This window comes from Bradyrhizobium sp. CB1015, from assembly GCF_025200925.1.
In the GTDB taxonomy this organism is placed as follows: domain Bacteria; phylum Pseudomonadota; class Alphaproteobacteria; order Rhizobiales; family Xanthobacteraceae; genus Bradyrhizobium.
The window spans coordinates 2,352,691-2,369,940 of record NZ_CP104174.1 but is presented as its reverse complement, the minus strand read 5'-3'; the positions used below and the strand labels follow the sequence as shown (position 1 = coordinate 2,369,940).

At 59.6% G+C, this 17,250-nt stretch carries 15 protein-coding genes and 2 pseudogenes; 12 read left to right on the top strand and 5 right to left on the bottom strand.

Annotation, left to right across the window (positions count from 1 at the left end):
• Positions 1-12: 12 nt before the first annotated feature.
• Complete coding sequence (locus N2604_RS10765) at positions 13-1,185, top strand: YncE family protein (RefSeq protein ID WP_260374680.1); 1,173 nt, start codon at positions 13-15, stop codon at positions 1,183-1,185.
• A gap of 596 nt (positions 1,186-1,781) precedes the next feature.
• Here the strand turns inward: N2604_RS10765 and N2604_RS10760 are convergent.
• Positions 1,782-2,099 carry a response regulator gene (locus N2604_RS10760; protein ID WP_311739964.1) on the bottom strand — a complete coding sequence of 106 codons (318 nt, stop codon included), beginning with the start codon at positions 2,097-2,099 and terminating at the stop codon, positions 1,782-1,784.
• 149 nt (positions 2,100-2,248) lie between these two features.
• Entirely contained in the window at positions 2,249-2,611 is a 363-nt protein-coding gene (locus N2604_RS10755; protein WP_260374679.1) for a PRC-barrel domain-containing protein, read from the bottom strand.
• Positions 2,612-2,769: 158 nt separating this feature from the next.
• On the opposite strand from N2604_RS10755, the gene N2604_RS10750 reads away from it, so the two are divergent.
• Positions 2,770-2,961: a hypothetical protein gene (locus N2604_RS10750; RefSeq protein ID WP_028150789.1), complete on the top strand. Its 192-nt coding sequence runs from the start codon at positions 2,770-2,772 to the stop codon at positions 2,959-2,961.
• A 247-nt stretch (positions 2,962-3,208) separates the two neighbouring features.
• Here N2604_RS10750 and N2604_RS10745 read toward each other — a convergent pair whose 3' ends face one another.
• Together N2604_RS10745 and N2604_RS10740 are read right to left on the bottom strand one after the other, a co-directional pair.
• Positions 3,209-3,676, bottom strand: coding sequence for a hypothetical protein (locus N2604_RS10745; protein ID WP_260374678.1), 468 nt, complete (start codon positions 3,674-3,676; stop codon positions 3,209-3,211).
• Positions 3,677-3,750: 74 nt separating this feature from the next.
• Positions 3,751-4,040: pseudogene (locus tag N2604_RS10740) on the bottom strand (hypothetical protein).
• Between the two features lie 265 nt (positions 4,041-4,305).
• Between N2604_RS10740 and N2604_RS10735 the strand changes: the two are divergent.
• Together N2604_RS10735 and N2604_RS10730 are read left to right on the top strand one after the other, a co-directional pair.
• Positions 4,306-6,708: an AI-2E family transporter gene (locus N2604_RS10735; RefSeq protein WP_260374677.1), complete on the top strand. Its 2,403-nt coding sequence runs from the start codon at positions 4,306-4,308 to the stop codon at positions 6,706-6,708.
• 1,607 nt (positions 6,709-8,315) lie between these two features.
• A pseudogene (locus N2604_RS10730) lies at positions 8,316-8,580 on the top strand (hypothetical protein).
• A gap of 423 nt (positions 8,581-9,003) precedes the next feature.
• Here the strand turns inward: N2604_RS10730 and N2604_RS10720 are convergent.
• On the bottom strand, positions 9,004-10,203 hold the full coding sequence (locus N2604_RS10720; protein WP_260374676.1) for an alpha/beta fold hydrolase: 1,200 nt from the start codon (positions 10,201-10,203) through the stop codon (positions 9,004-9,006).
• A 147-nt stretch (positions 10,204-10,350) separates the two neighbouring features.
• On the opposite strand from N2604_RS10720, the gene N2604_RS10715 reads away from it, so the two are divergent.
• The 8 genes from N2604_RS10715 (at position 10,351) to groES (ending at position 17,246) form a co-directional block, all read left to right on the top strand.
• The gene (locus tag N2604_RS10715) at positions 10,351-10,920 is read left to right on the top strand and encodes an OsmC family protein (protein ID WP_260374675.1); all 570 of its coding nucleotides are present in this window, start codon (positions 10,351-10,353) and stop codon (positions 10,918-10,920) included.
• A gap of 31 nt (positions 10,921-10,951) precedes the next feature.
• The gene (locus tag N2604_RS10710) at positions 10,952-12,196 is read left to right on the top strand and encodes an NAD(P)-binding domain-containing protein (protein ID WP_260374674.1); all 1,245 of its coding nucleotides are present in this window, start codon (positions 10,952-10,954) and stop codon (positions 12,194-12,196) included.
• Positions 12,197-12,206: 10 nt separating this feature from the next.
• On the top strand, positions 12,207-13,376 hold the full coding sequence (locus N2604_RS10705) for an NAD(P)/FAD-dependent oxidoreductase (RefSeq protein WP_260374673.1): 1,170 nt from the start codon (positions 12,207-12,209) through the stop codon (positions 13,374-13,376).
• Between the two features lie 109 nt (positions 13,377-13,485).
• Positions 13,486-13,866 carry a MaoC family dehydratase gene (locus tag N2604_RS10700; protein ID WP_260374672.1) on the top strand — a complete coding sequence of 127 codons (381 nt, stop codon included), beginning with the start codon at positions 13,486-13,488 and terminating at the stop codon, positions 13,864-13,866.
• 311 nt (positions 13,867-14,177) lie between these two features.
• On the top strand, positions 14,178-14,753 hold the full coding sequence (locus tag N2604_RS10695) for a DMT family transporter (protein WP_260374671.1): 576 nt from the start codon (positions 14,178-14,180) through the stop codon (positions 14,751-14,753).
• 285 nt (positions 14,754-15,038) lie between these two features.
• Positions 15,039-15,182, top strand: a complete 144-nt coding sequence (locus N2604_RS39715) for a DUF1330 domain-containing protein (RefSeq protein WP_409241701.1) — start codon at positions 15,039-15,041, stop codon at positions 15,180-15,182.
• 508 nt (positions 15,183-15,690) lie between these two features.
• Positions 15,691-16,596: an MBL fold metallo-hydrolase gene (locus N2604_RS10685; RefSeq protein ID WP_260374670.1), complete on the top strand. Its 906-nt coding sequence runs from the start codon at positions 15,691-15,693 to the stop codon at positions 16,594-16,596.
• 335 nt (positions 16,597-16,931) lie between these two features.
• On the top strand, positions 16,932-17,246 hold the full coding sequence (gene groES, locus N2604_RS10680) for a co-chaperone GroES (RefSeq protein ID WP_260374669.1): 315 nt from the start codon (positions 16,932-16,934) through the stop codon (positions 17,244-17,246).
• Positions 17,247-17,250: the final 4 nt, after the last annotated feature.

The following is a 17,250-nucleotide window of genomic DNA, read 5'->3' as shown; positions in this document are numbered from 1 at the left end:
GAGGACGCCGAGATGTCAGCTAGCCGCACCGTGAGCCTGTCATTTGCGACCGCGATCCTGCTGGGTACGAGCCTTCTTAGTTCTGCGCACGCAAAGCCGCTCATGATCGTCGGCCTCGACGAGAAGCTTTTATGGGACGACAACGGCAAGCCGATCCTAGCCGCGCCGGGCAAGGACCAGGTCCTGCTCGTGGATCTCGCATCCCCTGAGAGCCCGAAGATCGTCGCCTCTCTGCCGCTCAAGAACTCGGTGGTCGGACCGCCGGTGAACGTTGCGATCGATCCAACCGGAACAGTCGCGCTCGTGGCTGACTCCGTCGATGTCGTCAAGGATGGTGACGCGCCAAAGCAGGTCCTGGACAACAAGATCTACGTGATCGACCTGCAGGCCAACCCGCCTAAACTGGCTGCCACGTTGACCGGTGGAAAACAACCCTCAGGGCTGAGCTTCAGTCCAGACGGCAAGATGGCGCTGGTCGCCAATCGCGGAGACAACTCAATCAGTGTCCTTTCGATCAACGGCAGCGACGTGAAGATTACTGACACCGTGGCGATGCCCGATAGCGTATCGCACGTGACATTCACGCCCGACGGTAAGCGAGCGCTCGTCGCCCGCTTTCCTGCTCACAAGATCTCGTTGCTGGACATCGCGGGCGACAAGGTGACCTATAGTAAAATTGACATGCCGACCGGCCAGTGGCCCTACAACGTCGCGGTAGCACCTGGCGGCAATATCGCGCTTACTTCCGACAATGGCAACGCAGGCGCGTCGGACGGCAGCGTCGACACGGCAAGTGTAATTGATCTCGAGGCCAATCCGCCGCGCATCATCGATCGCGTGGTGGTTGGCGATGGACCAGAAGGACTAGCCATCAGTCCCAAGGGCGACGTCGCCGTCTCTGTCATTCTCCGCGGCTCCAACATGAAGAACGCGTACTTTTATGAAAAGAACGGCAGCATTTCGGTGCTGAAGATTGATGGCAAGAAAGTCACTAAGATCCAAGACATCGAGGTCGGTGGTTTGCCAGAGGCCGCGGTATTCACGCCTGATGGCAGATACCTTCTCGTCGGCAATTACCTAACACAGGACTTCTCGATATTGAAGGTCGACGGCGCCAACGTAACGGATACGGGCAAGCGCTTCCGGGTGCCGGGCCATCCCGCCTCAGCGAGTATGGGACCGTAGCGGCCTCTTCGCTGGATTTAAACGCCAAGTGACTTGGTGCTTGAGTTTAGCCGGCCGGTTCGCGACTGCATCGATGCGCGTCGATCGTCCATGGCCGCTATGGGTCTTGGCCGTGTGAAAACGCAGCAATTTCAAGCGAAATGGCGAACAAAAGAACGTGGTTCTAGCTGGCTTTCGACTGTTCGCTTTTTTGCACAGCCAGGGTCAAAATGCGAAGACCTCAGAGTGAGCTAATCCGGTCCGCTCCGCCCTACTAAACGGACCTTAACGACTTGTGCCGCGACTTCGCTGCTGGGCCAGCCTCGGACGTCTCTAGCTGGAATCCCTACCTACCTGATAGCGGTAGGCGAACGTGAAACTCTGCGCCAGACAACCATGAAGACCTACTCACACCAGCAACTCGATCCAGCCGGCGCTTGGGACCGGACCTACCTGGCGAGGACTACGAGCGATGCCATCCCGGTGAGACCCTGGATGATCTCAAGCGACGAGCCACCTTTCGCGAGAGGACAGAGGCCTGCTGCGGGACTGGATGGCCGTCGCGACGGCTCGCGCCGCTACTGATCGGATGAACGGAAACTCACGACGATGCCGGTTCAAGCCGGCGAGGCCCCGCTCTCGAGTAGCTGCGAGACGGCCGCAGTCAATTGTGCCGGCGCAAAGGGCTTCTGAATCAGGACGCTACCTTCGACGCCTTGCGATTGCCACTCAGGCGCGCTGGCGCTCGTCATGTAGACCACCGGAAAGCCAGGCGTGATTTCCCTGATCTGCTGCGCCAGCTCCCAGCCGCTGATGCCGTCACCCAGGTTGACGTCGGTCAGCAGGACCCGACATCCCTCGCGGCCATCGCGAAACGTGGATATGGCCTCCTCCCCCGAATGGACCGAGCAGGCCTCGAAACCGCCATCGGACAAGGCGTCCTCCACGAAGCCGGCGATGAGAGCTCCACGACCAGAACACGAACGGCATCACTCACTTTCAATTCTCCGCGGCGATCAGGCCAGGCGTCGGGGGTGCGGCGAGCTTCGCGTCGAGCAGCCAGACGCCAGAGTGTCCTGCCTTCTCAAGCCACCGGCACGCCATAGTAGGCGTTCACGGAGCGCGTGGTCGCCGGGTCGCTCCAATTCCAACTGCTCTCGTCGTCGTATTTGGGGGCGCCGCGGAGCTGGTCCTGGGTGATACCGGTGACGTAGCCGCCGAGGTTGGTGTCGTATTTCAACGCCTGCCAGGGCAGCGGATAGTGATCGTCGCCGATGCCGAGCAGGCCGTCGAAGCTGAGCACCGCGTACGACACCTTGCCGCTGACCTTGTCGATCATGACGCGCTCGATATAGCCGACCTTTTCCCCGTCGGCCCCGTACACGTTCGTGCCCTCCACCTTGTCGCTGCCGATCAGGCTGAACGTCTCGCGATCTTCCATGGCCATGTTGACCTCCTGGATGTTGTCTCCGGAAATCAACGGTGCGACGATGCCTCCGTTCCTGGCACAATCCGCGGCGGAATGTTCATTTCCCAGGATTGAAGCGGCCGGATCGGATGACGCGCCGCAATGTCCTGCACGAAGTCGGCGAGCGGAGTTAAAGCATGGAGCTGACCGATCTGGAGCGCGATTTTCTGAGGAAGCTCCTCGGCGAATCCTGGGTCAGCCCGCCGACGTTCGACCATGAAATCGTGGCGCGGCTCGTGGAGCTGGGTCTCGTCGAAACCGAACCACTTCCATCCGGAGATATCGAGTATCGCATCACCGACGCCGGGCGGGCGGCGGCTACCGCGTGAACCACAGGTCGACGAGCCGCGGGCAGATTGGAGGAACGATAACCTTGCTACCCTGTTGAACTGCGGGGGCCGTCCCCCGCCGTTGAACTACGGCGCCTGTCGCGGATAGCCAAAGGTCTCGCGACCCGCTATTCAGAACTAGCGCTCGCGAGGGCAGCCAAAGGCGGCGGCCTCTCCGGACTTCCGTGTTCTCGAAGCCACGCGCCTAGGCGCCCGCCCGGCCTCAAGGGCCACCCCACACCCGCCCTTATCTGCCCCTCAGCGAGAGACTGATGCGGGTTACGATGTCGTCCCACTCGCGCTCTTCGCTCGCCGGGTAGTTGATCAGGACGCAGTGAATCAATCCGCTCGAGAAGTTGCACCGGTTGTACCAGACCTTGTCGCCCTTGTAGCTGGACACCGCAAAGAACCGAGGCGTCGTTCGCGTGTACTGAATGCGCGCGGGCGGATGCTTCTTTGCGAGAAAGGCAGCGGGTGAATCGTTCGAGACGTTGGGTGCGGCCTGTATCGTAAGGTCGGCTCGGCCATCAGCCGTCCGAAATCGCTGTCCGTAGCCATCCGGCCGGCCGGCTTCCTCGGTAAAGATCGAGGCCGGGAAATCCACCGAGGTACCCGTCTGTGGGATGGAATAGATCGTCCATCTCACCCGTTGAGCCGAGACCATGGAGCTCGAGGCGGCAAGTCCGAGAACGAGCGCCGACACCAGCCATTGCATCGCGTCTCCTCCCAGGAGTCATGAAGACCCGACGAGCGGCGTCTCGGCTTGGCTATCGATCGCCAACGACAACGTCACTGCTGATCCGGCTTCTTGGCCGGCGGACCGCTCTTGTTTCCGGGCAGCCCCTTGATGTTGGACGTGTCCTGCTGCTGGACTGTCGGATTCTGCTGGTTGAGCGTCGAGCTGGAGCCGACGGTCTCTCCCGGTTTTGCCGCCGGGCCATTCTTGTTGCCAGGCTGGCCGGGGATGCCGGCGCCTGAATTCTGCGCGCTCGGCGCGGATGAGGTTTGGTTGTCTGGGCAAATGCGGCCGGAGCCGACATTGCCAGGGCGACCACGAGAGCGCTCGCGATGGACCTCATTTGGAATCCTCCACTGTGCGTTCGGAATCGCGGATCGCGAATACCTGGAGTCCGAACGTGCGGTTGCGTCGTGCGTTCCTAGTCTAGACGCCGTCGCTGACGTCGCTCGCCGTGATCCGAGAAGGCCGAGCGCGATGCGCCAAACCACCGTCGACGAGCCGAGCGCGTCGGCGGGCAGATCCCAGACACCTCGAAATGTCGGGATGGATCAAACCCGTTGATCTGGGGTTGATCTGCCGAAACCCGTATCGAAAGGCTCGCCGCTATGGCTGAGCTGACTCCGGCGGCGCCGCAAGGCACACCGGCCACGCGAGTCGCGTCTTCGCCCATGCTGACGGCCGGTGGCATCGTCTTGGCCATCGGAGCGCTCTATCTCGGCCGGGAAATCTTCGTTCCTTTTGCTCTTGCTATCCTGCTGAGCTTCGTTCTCACACCCCTGGTCAATTGGCTAAGACGCTGGAAAGTACCTCGCATCGCAGCGGTACTAATCGCGGTTTCCCTTGCTTTTATCGTGGTCGCGGGAATCGCCTTGGTCGTCGGGCGGCAACTTGTCCAGCTCGCCACCAACCTCCCCAATTATCAGACCACCATCACCGAGAAGATCCACTCATTGCAGAGCTCGGCCCCAGGCGGTGGAGTCGTCGACACCGTCACCACGACGATGCAGGATCTTGGCAGAGAGATCTCGGGCGACGAGAAAAGGTCGGGGAACGCCTCGTCCGGGCTTGGCGCACGTACTGAGCCTCGGGAACCCGTCACTGTGCGGCTGGAGCCGCCACAGCCGAGACCGTTGGAGCTCATTCGCTCTGTCATAGGTCCGTTGCTGGCACCGCTCGCTACTTCCGGGCTAGTCGTCATTTTCGTGATCTTTGTGCTGCTCGAGCGGGAAGACCTGCGCGATCGATTCATCAAATTGGCAGGAGCCGGTGATCTTCAGAAGAGTACGCAGGCCCTCAACGATGCCGCCTCCCGGGTCAGCCGTTATTTGCTGATGCAGCTGGTTGTTAATCTGACTTACGGTATTCCGATCGGTGTTGCACTTTACTTCGTGGGCGTACCGAACGCGATTCTTTGGGGCCTGCTCGCAGCGGTACTCCGATTCATTCCCTATCTCGGTCCCTTTCTGGCCGCGATATTTCCTGTTGCCCTGGCCATCGCCGTCGATCCAGGCTGGACGATGCTGTTCTGGGTCGTCGGGCTATTCCTCACGGCTGAACTCATCAGCAATAATGTCATTGAGCCCTGGCTTTACGGCTCCAGCACGGGGCTGTCATCCCTTGCGATCATCATCGCCGCGATCTTCTGGACGATGCTGTGGGGACCGGTTGGGCTATTCCTGGCGACACCTTTGACCGTCTGCCTGGTCGTCATCGGGCGTTACGTCCCGCAGTTGGAGTTCTTGGGAGTTCTGCTTGGCAGCGATCCTGTGCTTGCGCCGGAGGAGCAGCTCTATCAGCGTTTATTGGCTGGCAATCTCGAGGAGGCGGTCGAGTTCGCTGAGAACTATGTCGACGAGTGCTCCTCGCGCGAGCTGTACGATAACGTAGGCATTCCGGCTCTGCGCTTGGCTGAAAATGATCGTCAGCGCAGCAGCACCGACACGAACTACCGGCGCCTTGTCGCGGAAACGGCTATCGCGGTTGTGCGGGAGGTTGACGACCATGTGCGCGAGAAGCCGTCTGCGGTGGAAGAGGGAAATCATCTGACGCAGCGACCATGCGTCCTCTGTCTCGCCGGACGTACGGAGCTTGACCATGCAGCGTCCGAGATGCTCGCCCAGGTACTTCAAGAGCGCAACCTCCGCGCAAAAGTGTTGCCGCCGATCGTGGTCAGTCGGGGAGCACTGGAGCAGCTTGATCTCCAGGGGGTGGACGTGGTGTGCCTGTCCTATTTTCACCCGCAGCCCCAGGTCTATGCGCGCTATGTCTTTCGTCGCCTACGTCGCCGGGCTCCCCACGTGAAGTTTGCCGTCTGCTGCTGGAATTTGATTGCCGGAATGGAACAGGCGGAAGAGCTCAAGAGGCAAATGGCGGCCGACGCAGCATTCGCATCTCTGCAAGCCTGCACCGAGCAGGTGGAGGCATGGATCGGTCGAGCAGCAACTCGCGGCGATGCGCCCCAGGTTACGGCTGAGGCCGAGCGGGCGCAGCTCACCGCGCTACGCAGCCTTGGCTTGAATACCTCGAAACGTCAGGCCTTAGATGAGGCGTCCAAAAAGGTTGCACAAGCCTTCAACGTTCCGATCGCGCTGGTGTCCTTGGTTGATGATACTCACCCAACTGCCCCCGATAGCCTCCCCCAGGAGGTTCAAGCTGTGCAGGGCAACCACGAGGGCTCCCTCGACGCGCATGTGATCGCTGCAGACGATATGCTGGTTTGCGAGGATGTCTCCGAGGATCCGCGCTTCGCCGATGATCCGCGTGTGCTGGAGAGAGGCATTCGCTTCTACGCAGGAGTCCCCCTGAGAACTTTATCTGGTCATGTTGTGGGTTGCCTTTGTGTAATCGATACCGAACCGCGGGAGTTCGCTGATCGAGATCGACACCGTCTGCAGGAGCTGGCGAACCAATTGATGGCCGATCTCCAGAACGCCCAAGCGACCAATGACGTCGATTCCGAAACTCGAACCTCCGACCCTCGGAATCGAAATCAGGGGATACGCCGATAGTTTCCTGACGGCATCGGACAATTTCCCATGTTCGGAATGCGAAAACGGGGATGACCAAGCCTGAGATCCGGTTAGATAGCGCTCGCAATTGAGCGCATCATCTCACAGACGTTGCGAGATGATGCCGGGCTCCCCCTCAAGGCGAATGAACTCGCGGCGCAGATCTGCATCCGGCTTAATGCGTCCATGGCTATGCCGACCAACCCTCACCTGAGGGGCTATCGGATCATCCGGAGCACGCCGCCGTTCGACGGCACCTTCAGAAGGGCCGTGTCAGCGAAAATCGCCGACGTCAACGATGCCGTCGCGCGGGAGCTATGGGATCTGGTGTACGAACGGGGGCACGATCTGCCCCCGGCGATCGCAGATATCCCCTCGCGGATGAGGTAGAAGCCGCCAACTGAGGCGGCCTTAGTTGCGGTTCGACGGCCAGAACTTCGGGGATGCTCACGCTCGGTCTTGGCGCGTATCCGCTCCAGCTTGATTTCGATCTGTTCGGCAAGCCATTTCAAGTCGCCCGTAGCCATAAGCGCCTCCGGCCAAAGCCGGGGGCTTAACTCAGGTTAAGAGTTCCGGTTCCGTCTCCAGACGAGTTCCCCGCATGCGCATTTGAACACGCGCACGTAGCGGGCGGTCTTTGGGCTCCAGAGCCGCTCCAAGAGCTGCATGGGCTTGTGGCACTTGGGGCAGCGAAATATCAGGTTTGAGGCTGGGGCTTGCGACACGGGCACGCCTCGACACGTCAGGAATTGTCGTCAGAACGTAGCGCAGGCGATCCGGTCGCAAATTAAACTAGGACACCTGCACGAACAAAGAAGCCTGAGGAAGTTTCATTTTCGGCACTGGCGAAATGATTCGCTTTTCCATTTTTCCCGGTTACGTTTTTGTTCACCGGGGCTGGCCGCGTATTTCACTTAATCTTTTTGACAGGCGTGGGCCGCAGCGAATGAAACCTCCGCTGCGGCCTTCGTGTCGAGGCCCGCCAGTGTGAACCCGCAGCAATAATGTACAGCTGGTCCAAGTATTCCTTGCGACCCACCGCGATTGGGAGAAATATGCAGCGCGCGCCTATTTTTTGGGCTGCGCCGAACGGCCTCAGCATCCGAGCCAGCCCCGGAGCCTGCTTGAGGCCGTTTTGCTTTGCGTCAAAAACTACCTGGCATTCACTTATGCGAATGAATCCACCAAGCTGATGCTCTTCTGTGCTGTCGCTGGGCAAACCGGGAGCCACTTCGTTGATTAACGACATTCCGCCGCAGAGCCGATTTTTTGTGCGAATGGGAGGCAAGGGTTGGATGATTTACGATCGAGAACGCAAGGGCCCCGCATTGATGGGGGATTACATGGCGACCAATTTGACGAAGGAGCGAGCTGATCAGATGCTACGTTCGCTTGCGGCCTCGAATGTAAGTAAAAGAAGCCCGCCAGCGTGAAACCGGCGGGTTCTCGTCTTTACCGCCTCAGCCTTCGGCAATGCGTCATCAGCCTCTGCCGGTCGCGCTTTGCGTTTAGCTTTCCACACCCACGAGGCGCAGTAGCTCTCGCGTGTTCCGACGCCCAAGGGATTGATAATTTGACTCTCGCCCGCATCCCGCTTCGATGGCGAGATGCCACGCTATGTACGCCATACGCCGACGCACCCCGACGGCCGGCCAATGAAGATCACTTTCGGCCAAATGCGCGAGATGGGCTTGCGCCGTGTGCTGGTCTATTGCCACTGCGGCCACCACGTCGCTGAGCGCCGATCGCTGGTCCGACAATGTTCGCTTGTCTGATGTTGAGCCGCGCTTCGTCTGCGCCGGCGGCGGCAACAGGGGCGCCGATGTCAGGCCCGATTTCGAGAGCGGCAGGCCACCGCAATTCGCCAACTGACCGAGCTTACAGGCTCATGGAAAGGATGGCGACCAAGCCCAGGGCCGCTGACCCCCACGCCAGTACATGAAACATCCAAGGCTTTATCCAAGGTTGCATCGTCGCCTCATGCTAGGGAGGCTGTATCGGGGTCAGGCGCGCTAGTTGCGATAGATCAATGTCCTTGGAAAATCATCGGTGCTCAGAGAGACAGAAGCGCTATTGCTGCGAGCACCGTGTTGAGGGCGCCAACTGCGATGATGGCGGCCGTCACAATTCGGTCATTCCTCATTGTACTTCCCCATCGCCAATAGGGCGAAATCGTACGAAGAACCGACGCTCAAGCAAACATTCGGCACGGAGTACGAGAGCTTTAGGACTAATGTGCCGCGCTGGATTCCGCGGTTGACGCCATGGCGTCAGTGACTGCACTGCAATGCCAGCCTACCGCTTAAGAAAAAGCTCAATCTCCTCGAAAAACCGCTCGGAAGCTGGCTCGTGTTCCAGAAAGAGGTGGTTTTGACCCTGGAGTGGAATGAAACGGGCGCGCGGAATGTCGGCAGCCATCGAGCGTCCTAACTCAAACGGCACTCGCGCATCTCCTCGCGCGTGCATCACCAGGGTCGGCATGGTCACCTTGCCGAGCAGTTCAGTGACATCAATTTCGCCAGAGGCTTCAAAATACCGCGCTGCACACTCGGGTGACGTCGTTCTGCGTTGCAGTTCGTTGAAGGACGCAGCTTGCTCTGGTGTGGCCCCTGGCATGAATTGAGCTGTGAACATCTGCCGAAAAGCAGGATTGTCTGAACCCCAGCCGTGACGCATGACGGTCGTCATCGCAGCTCGAAGTTCTCTTAGCTCCGGCGACCTCTTGGCCATGCCAAGCGCAAATCCCCCATAAAGAATGAGATGAGAAACTCGCTCGGGATGTCGAACGGCATACGCAATAGATACCGCGCATCCCTGAGACACCCCCAATAGCGGAAATCGCTTAACACCAGCTGCATTTACGACTGTTTCCAGGTCACTGACCCATGCTTCTAGAGACACTGTATCGACATCCCAATCAGACATGCCATTACCGCGCGCGTCGTATCGCACAAGCGTGTATTTTCGTGCGAGCCCGTGGACGACGTGTTGCCACACCGGGGTTGTCCAGTCGTATTCTAAGTGATTCAACCAATTTGCCGCCTTAACCAGCGGAGGTCCGCTCCCCGCTATCGCATAGGCTAGACGGACACCTTCAGACGTGCGGCAATACTTGATTTGTTGGTTGATCTGCGACCGATTGGCATCAAAGTCCTCTTGCTTTTTTCGAGCGTCGTCCGATGTAGTTTGCAGACCAATCAATCGATATCCCCGGCCTGGGCTCGTAACGACAAAGCTTTGACCGCTTTCCCTATCATCAAGTGCCTTTCGTAGCCCAGAGATATGGACGTGAATGTTGCTTTCTTCTACTGCCACGCCCGGCCATACACGCTCTAACAGTTGGTCCTTAGAGACAACGTTGCCCTTTGCAGCCGCCAGCTCGCAAAGAATATCCATCGCGCGGCTGCTCAATTGAACCCGAATACCTTCCCGCAAAAGCTCGCGCCGTTCGGCATCAAGAAGGAATCGGCCGAAGCGAACCTTTTTGCCTTGCATCAAAGCACCACGTCACGATCGACGATTCAGAACAATTAAGGTTCTGAAACAAGGATCTTACACGACCACTGGCCTATCGTCCACGCAAGGTGCTGCTGCGGCAGCAATGAAAATGGTTGGAACCACTCACGAGAGGAGAAAGAGACCATGACGAACAAGACATCAACTTCGCAGAAGGTGGACAATGGCGTTAATGTTGCTGCTCTGCTTGGCGCGCGGGAGGCATTGGAGAAGGCGCCGGAAGCCGCGCAGTTTAGGTGGCGCGCCACTTGCGAATGGCTGGACGGCACACATAGCCGTTCGAAAATTGGGAAATACTTCGGGCTTGGGGCGGAGCAGTCACGCGACACCACCTTCATGGTTGAGGCAGATCACCCAAAGGTATTTGCGGCCGAAGACCACGCTCCTACTCCTGTCGAACTTGTGCTCTCAGGTCTTGCGAGCTGTTTAACGGCGGGTGTTGCTGCGGTCGCCCAGCGCCGCGGCATACAACTCCGTTCCGTCACAGCCTCGCTTGAGGCCGACATGGATATTCAAGGCATACTCGGCATCGACGATGAGGTGCGCAATGGGTTCGGCGCCATCCGCGTTCATTTCGATATTCGAGCCGACGCGAGTGAGGACGACATCAAGGCGGTGGTAGCTCAATCGCAGAAGCGTTCGGCCGTGTTCGACATCGTCACCAATCCGACGAACGTCTTCGTGACCGTCAACTAAGGACGATTGCTGAAGAAGAGGAGCGAGTCCCGTGAACTTTGCGACCGCCATCATCATCGGCGCCGGCCAATCTGGGCTGGCCATGAGCTGGCATCTGAGCGCCCGTTCCATCGACCACGTGGTCCTTGAGCGCGGCGAGGTGGCCAACTCGTGGCTAACGGAGCGATGGGACTCGCTTCGCCTCCTGACGCCCAACTGGCAATCCCGTCTGCCGGGATACGCCTACAGCGGTGATGATCCGGACGGCTTCATGACAATGCCGGAAGTCGTCCGCTTCCTACAGCAATACGCTCAGATGTCGCGCGCTCCAATCGTGACCGGAACGCGCGTCACGCGGGTGAGACAGCAGGAGGCAGGTTATGAGGTCCAAACTAACTATGGTTTGTGGCGCTGCCGCAAACTCGTGGTAGCAACCGGCGCCTGCAATCTCGCCTCGATCCCCTCGCTAGCTGGCGGTCTGCCCGTCAGCATGGCGAGCCTCACGCCGCTGCAGTACAAGAATCCCGCTCTTCTGCCAGATGGCGGCGTAATGATCGTTGGTGCCTCGGCAACCGGCATTCAGCTCGCCCGGGAGATCCGGGCGTCCGGCCGCAGAGTGGTGCTTTGCGTTGGCGAGCACGTTCGGTTGCCGCGGACCTACCGCGGGCGGGATATCCAGTGGTGGATGGACGTCACCGGCGCCATGGATGTTCGATACGGCTCGATGATGGAAGACATCGAGAGGGCGCGGCGTCTGCCGTCGCTCCAGCTCATCGGAACGCCGGAACGCGTAACAGTGGACCTTAACAGGTTGCGCAAGACAGGCGTCGAGCTCGTCGGTCGCCTTGTCGGCCTTCGTGATGGAAATGCCCAGTTTTCGGGATCGCTCGCCAACCACTGCGCGCTGGCCGATCTGAAGATGAACCGGCTTCTCGCCAGTATCGATGATTGGGTAATCACGAGCGGGCTCGCGCAGCAGTTTCCTGCGCCTCATCGGTTCGAGCCGACGGATGTCGGATCGGAAACCAGGCTTGGCCTGGACCTGATCGAAGCCGGCATTAGTTCGGTGATATGGGCGACGGGATATCGCCCCGACTACTCCTGGCTGGACGTCCCCGTGCTCGATCGCAAGGGGCGCATTCGTCACGATGGCGGGATTGCCGCCGCACCGGGAATGTACGTCATGGGCCTGCCGTTCATGCGCAGGCGCAAATCGTCATTCCTTGACGGAGCGGGCGACGATGCTGCGGATCTCGCCGCTCACCTGAGCCAGAACCTCAATCGCGCTGCTGCCTGAGAGCAAATACATGAATGGCCTGCATAGTTTCGATTCACATTACGACGCGGTGGTGGTCGGCGCACGCTGTGCAGGCGCTGCCACGGCCTTCCTGTTAGCGCGGTCGGGGGCAAAGGTCCTGATGGTCGACCGGCGGCCCTATGGCTCTGACACGATGTCGACACATGCCCTGATGCGGCCTGCGGTGTTGCAGCTCACGCGTTGGGGACTGATTCCGAACATTGCAGCGGCGGGAACGCCCGCGATTCGATCGACTACGTTTCACTATGGCGACGAGGCCGTTCGGGTGGACATTAACTCGGTTCACGGTGTCGATTGTCTTCTCGCACCAAGACGTACCGTGCTTGATCCGTTGCTGGTTGACGCAGCCCGCGACGCCGGCGCGGCCGTTCGCCACGGCGTTGCGGTTTCCGAGTTGCAATTTGCGTCGAACGGTCGAGTGATTGGCGCCTCTTTCAGAGATAGCAGCGGTGCGTCTAGGACCGTGCGCGCGGATATCGTCGTCGGTGCAGACGGCCGCCAGTCGACCGTCGCGCGGTGCGTCAATTCACGGGCAATCATCGAAGGCTTCAACGCCTCTGGTGTCGCGTTTGGTTACTTTTCAGACTTGGCGGCCAGTGGCCTGCATTGGCATTTCGCAGAAAACGCCGCGGCAGGCGTAATTCCAACGAACGGCGGGCACTGCGTTTTCGCGGCGGTTCCGGCTGCGCAATTCGTCGCGGCATTTCGCGGCGATATCACGCGCGGCTTTCTCCAGGTGCTGGCATCGAGCTTTCCCCAGCTGCGCGCCGAGATTGGCAGGTCCACACTGACAGGTCGCCTCCGAGGCTTTGCAGGCGCAACGGGCTACCTCCGGCAATGTCAGGGAGCAGGATGGGCGTTGGTCGGCGATGCCGGCTATTTCAAGGACCCCCTGACTGCACACGGTATGACCGACGCGCTCCGCGACGCGCAATTGCTGTCGCGAGGAATCGCCGAGGGCAGCACCCGCGGGCTTGAGGCCTATCAGCGCGAGCGCGACGAGCTGTCCTTGCCGCTGATGCGCACCACCGATGCGATCGCCTCCTTTATGTGGGACCTCGACGAGGTAAAGCAGCTTCATGCTGACCTGAGTGCAGCCATGAAAGCCGAGGCCAATCACCTCGCGAACTTGTCCCAAGAGCCGTCCCTAGCAGCATAGGAGCACGAAAATGTCGACCGATTCACCCTGGACTCGAACGCTGGCCGGCCGACCCGTGGCAGGTCGCCGCGCGGAACGAAGCCGCACGATTACAATGCGAGATGTCAAGATGTTCACCGCGATGACGGGCGACAAGAACCCCATCCATTACGACGTCGAACTCGCAACCAATTCACCCTTCGGCGGGCTCATCGTGCAGGGCGGGGTCACGACAGGTCTCATGAATGCCGTCGTTGCCGAAGATCTCCCAGGGCCGGGTACAGTGTTTCTCGAAACCAACTGGCGTTTCGTCAAGGCCGTCCGAGTTGGAGAGACGATTACGGCAAGCGTCAAGGTCGAGCACGTCCGGGACGACAAGCCGATCTGCAAGCTGGAGACCATTGTCCGCAACGCAAGCGGCGAAACTTGCGTAGTCGGAACCGCGACGACTTACACGATGCCGCTGCCGCAGCGCGTGGCCGACCAGGCGAAGCGTGCCGTAGCCGGGTGACGGGTCATCGGCGAATGAAGCAACCTCGCATTAGGATCGGGACAATTGCCCTGACCGGTTTGGTAATGGCGGCGTTCGCCGCGAATTCCGTACTTTGCAGGTTAGCCCTGTCCCATGCTGCGGTCGACCCGGCCACCTTTACCCTGGTCCGCCTAGCGTCAGGCGCGTGCGTACTATTCCTTGTCTTATCGCTTCACCGGAAGCCTGAACAGCGCGGGGGATCGTGGCCTGCATCTGTAGCACTATTCGCTTATGCGGCCGCTTTCTCCTTCGCTTATGTCTCCCTTCCAGCCGGTACAGGATCGCTCCTTTTGTTCGGCGCGGTCCAGACGACAATGGTGGGCTATGGGCTGATCCGTGGTGAGCGCCTATCCGCCTTACAGTGGTTTGGACTGACAATTGCAGTTGCAGGACTGGCCGCGCTTGTTGCTCCCGGTGCGTTGGCGCCTTCTGTGGCTGGCACGTGTCTTATGCTGACTGCAGGCGTTGCATGGGGCGCTTACTCCTTGCTCGGCCGTAGCGTCGCGGATCCCATAAGCGCGACGGCCGGAAATTTCGTGCGTTCGCTGCTAATGGCAATTTGTCTTTTCTTGTACGCTCTGTTGCACGGCGCTCACCTCACGGTTGGCGGGCTCGCCTATGCGTTTCTTTCCGGCGCAGTTACGTCGGGGCTTGGCTATGCGATCTGGTACGCGGTCCTCCCGGCGCTGACGCCTGCGCAAAGCGCATCGGTACAATTGAGCGTTCCCGCTATTGCCGCGCTGGGAGGCACTGTAGTGCTTGGAGAAGCAATTTCCCTTCGTCTTTCCATAATATCGTTTGCAATACTCGGCGGAATTGCGCTGGTCTTCGGCAGCCGAGAACGCCCGCTCTCCCGTAGCGGCTAATGGCAATCGAACATGTCTCGGATAGACAAGGCCGCCGTAGTGGGCGATCATTTTCATGATGTCCGCTATTCGCCCAAGCAGACCTAGTCAGGGTTGTCGGCTCACGTCAGGTTTGACCCCGGGCGGAGGTTCCGGACTGGGCCTTTGGATTTTGCAAAACTCATGAAATAATGCCTCGTGAGCAACATGGAGGCGAACACCAATGGCTAAGGGTTACTGGGTTGTATTCGCGGACGTGAGCGACCCCGAAGGGTACAAGGAGTACATCGCTCGCGCGTCATCGTTTTGGAATTTCCTAGTTACACCGCTGCCATCGATTGCTACCGCTCGCCGGAATACTCGACGGCAATGAAGCTTAGGCAAGGGCGGTCGGTCTGGGATATGGCAATCACCGAGGGCTATGAAGGACCTCAGCTACAATCAAGCTGATGCACTATAGATGCTCTGCATGCAGCGTGTCCGCAGCTGGCCCTAAGACGAGGATCACGGTTGCGCTCTGGATGTCAGCAGTTGAGGCCAGACCGGACGTGCCGAAACGCGCCCCCTGCCGGGAGCCACTACTCGAAGCTACCCGTCGGGAATGACAGCAACTTTGCCGTCAGCGTTCAGGCCGGCATTTCTCTTGACGGAGTAGGAAGTAGATAGGATCGTATTCGAGTTAAGACGCCCGACCTTCCGAAGCGAATGTCCGTGCGGTCCTGCGCCTTCTGTCTATGGCCTCATGGTTGGCAGAACGGGAGGTTAGCAATGGCTATCGATTACGCCTCAGTTCCAATCGCGCTATGACAAGGAGGTCCTCAGGCGCCTCGGCCGCAGTTCTTCCGCGACGAGGCGGCGAGAATTTGTCTGTGGCGGAGGCGCAAGTGCCTTAAGCGTGATACTTGCCACGCTCCTCGGTGGCTCGAAGCCGGTCAGGGCGGAGGCCGTCACTGGATCATTGCCGGAGCTCGACCGCGTGGCAGTCCGGATAGTGATCGATAGCTATCAGTTCGCTGTCGCCCCGAGCAGAAAGCTACCCAACCTCGACGTCCAGCACTTTGGCGGGGGCCTCAGCAACAAGCCGCCGCGCAGAACGTTGGTCAGCGAATTCGGCCTTGCGATGCACGTCGAGTCGCGACGCGGCGACGAGACGCGCAATATCCTGGTTGATTTCGGGTTCACACCGGAGGCCCTTCTCAACAACGCGAACCTCCTTGGCATTGATCCTGCGGCCATCGACGCACTTGTGCTCAGCCACGGGCACCAGGACCACTTTGGCGGCCTCGTCGGCTTCTTGCAGGCGCACAGTGTCAAGCTAAAGCCCAAACTACCGTTGTTTGTCGGCGGCGAGGGATGCTTCTGCGCACGCGAGTGGACTGCGCCTCCGGTGCGCGGCAGCTTCGTTGTCATCGACCGAAAGGCACTCGAGGCGGCCGACGTGGCCGTAACCGTCGCGCAGAGACCTGCCCTGATAGTCGATCACGCCATGGTCACGGGGCAGATCGGTCAGAAGACATTCGAGAAGGTACTATCACCGAGCGCAATGACTATTGGTTTCGACCGAGGCGTCGGCTGTTATCCCGAGCGCCTGAGCGAGGCGGAGCGTGGTGCGCCCGTCGTACCGGATCAGTTTCAGCACGAGATCGCGACGGCGTTCAACCTTGAAAGGTCGGGGACTTGTCGTCTTGACTTCATGCAGCCATCGCGGCGTGGTCAACGCGATCAGGCAAGCTCAAGCCGCGTCCGGTGTGGAAAGAATTCATGTGGTGATCGGGGGCCTTCATCTCGCGCCCCATCAAGAGGACTACGTCCGGGATACCGTCAAGGCACTGCAGGAAATCGATCCGACTTACGTGATTTGTGAGCATAGCCTGACCAGTGAATGTCAGTTCGTAACAATCCTGCGGCGCACATGTCTCGGTTGGGTCGAGGGCGCCCATGGCCAAGTCAACGCTGACCTCCGCTCACTCACGAAAGCGGACACCGCGAGGCAAGAACGGAAGTCAGCCACGGGCCAGATTCGGACTCACACGCTTGCTCTGATCGCCGCCAGCATCCCTTCTCGAGAACCCAGTTGCAGTCAAACATCGCGGGTCGAACCTCTTGCGGCCCTGGGTCACTAGCATATGTGAGGGCGGTTAGCACTCGCTCATTGCGGCTGCCAACGCAAAAATATTCACAACAATCAAGGAGGATGGCATGAAATTCCGTCCGGTTCACGACCGCGTCGTGGTCAAGCGCATCGAAGCTGAGGAGAAGTCCGCTGGCGGCATCATCATTCCCGACACCGCCAAGGAAAAGCCCTCCCAGGGCGAAGTCATCGCCGTTGGCCCTGGCGGCCGCGATGAGAACGGCAAGCTGATCCCGATCGACGTGCAGATCGGCGACCGCGTGCTGTTCGGCAAGTGGTCGGGCACCGAGGTCAAGATCGACGGTCAGGAGCTGTTGATCATGAAGGAGAGCGACATCATGGGCGTTCTCACCGACACCTCGTCCAAGAAGAAGGCAGCCTAATCCA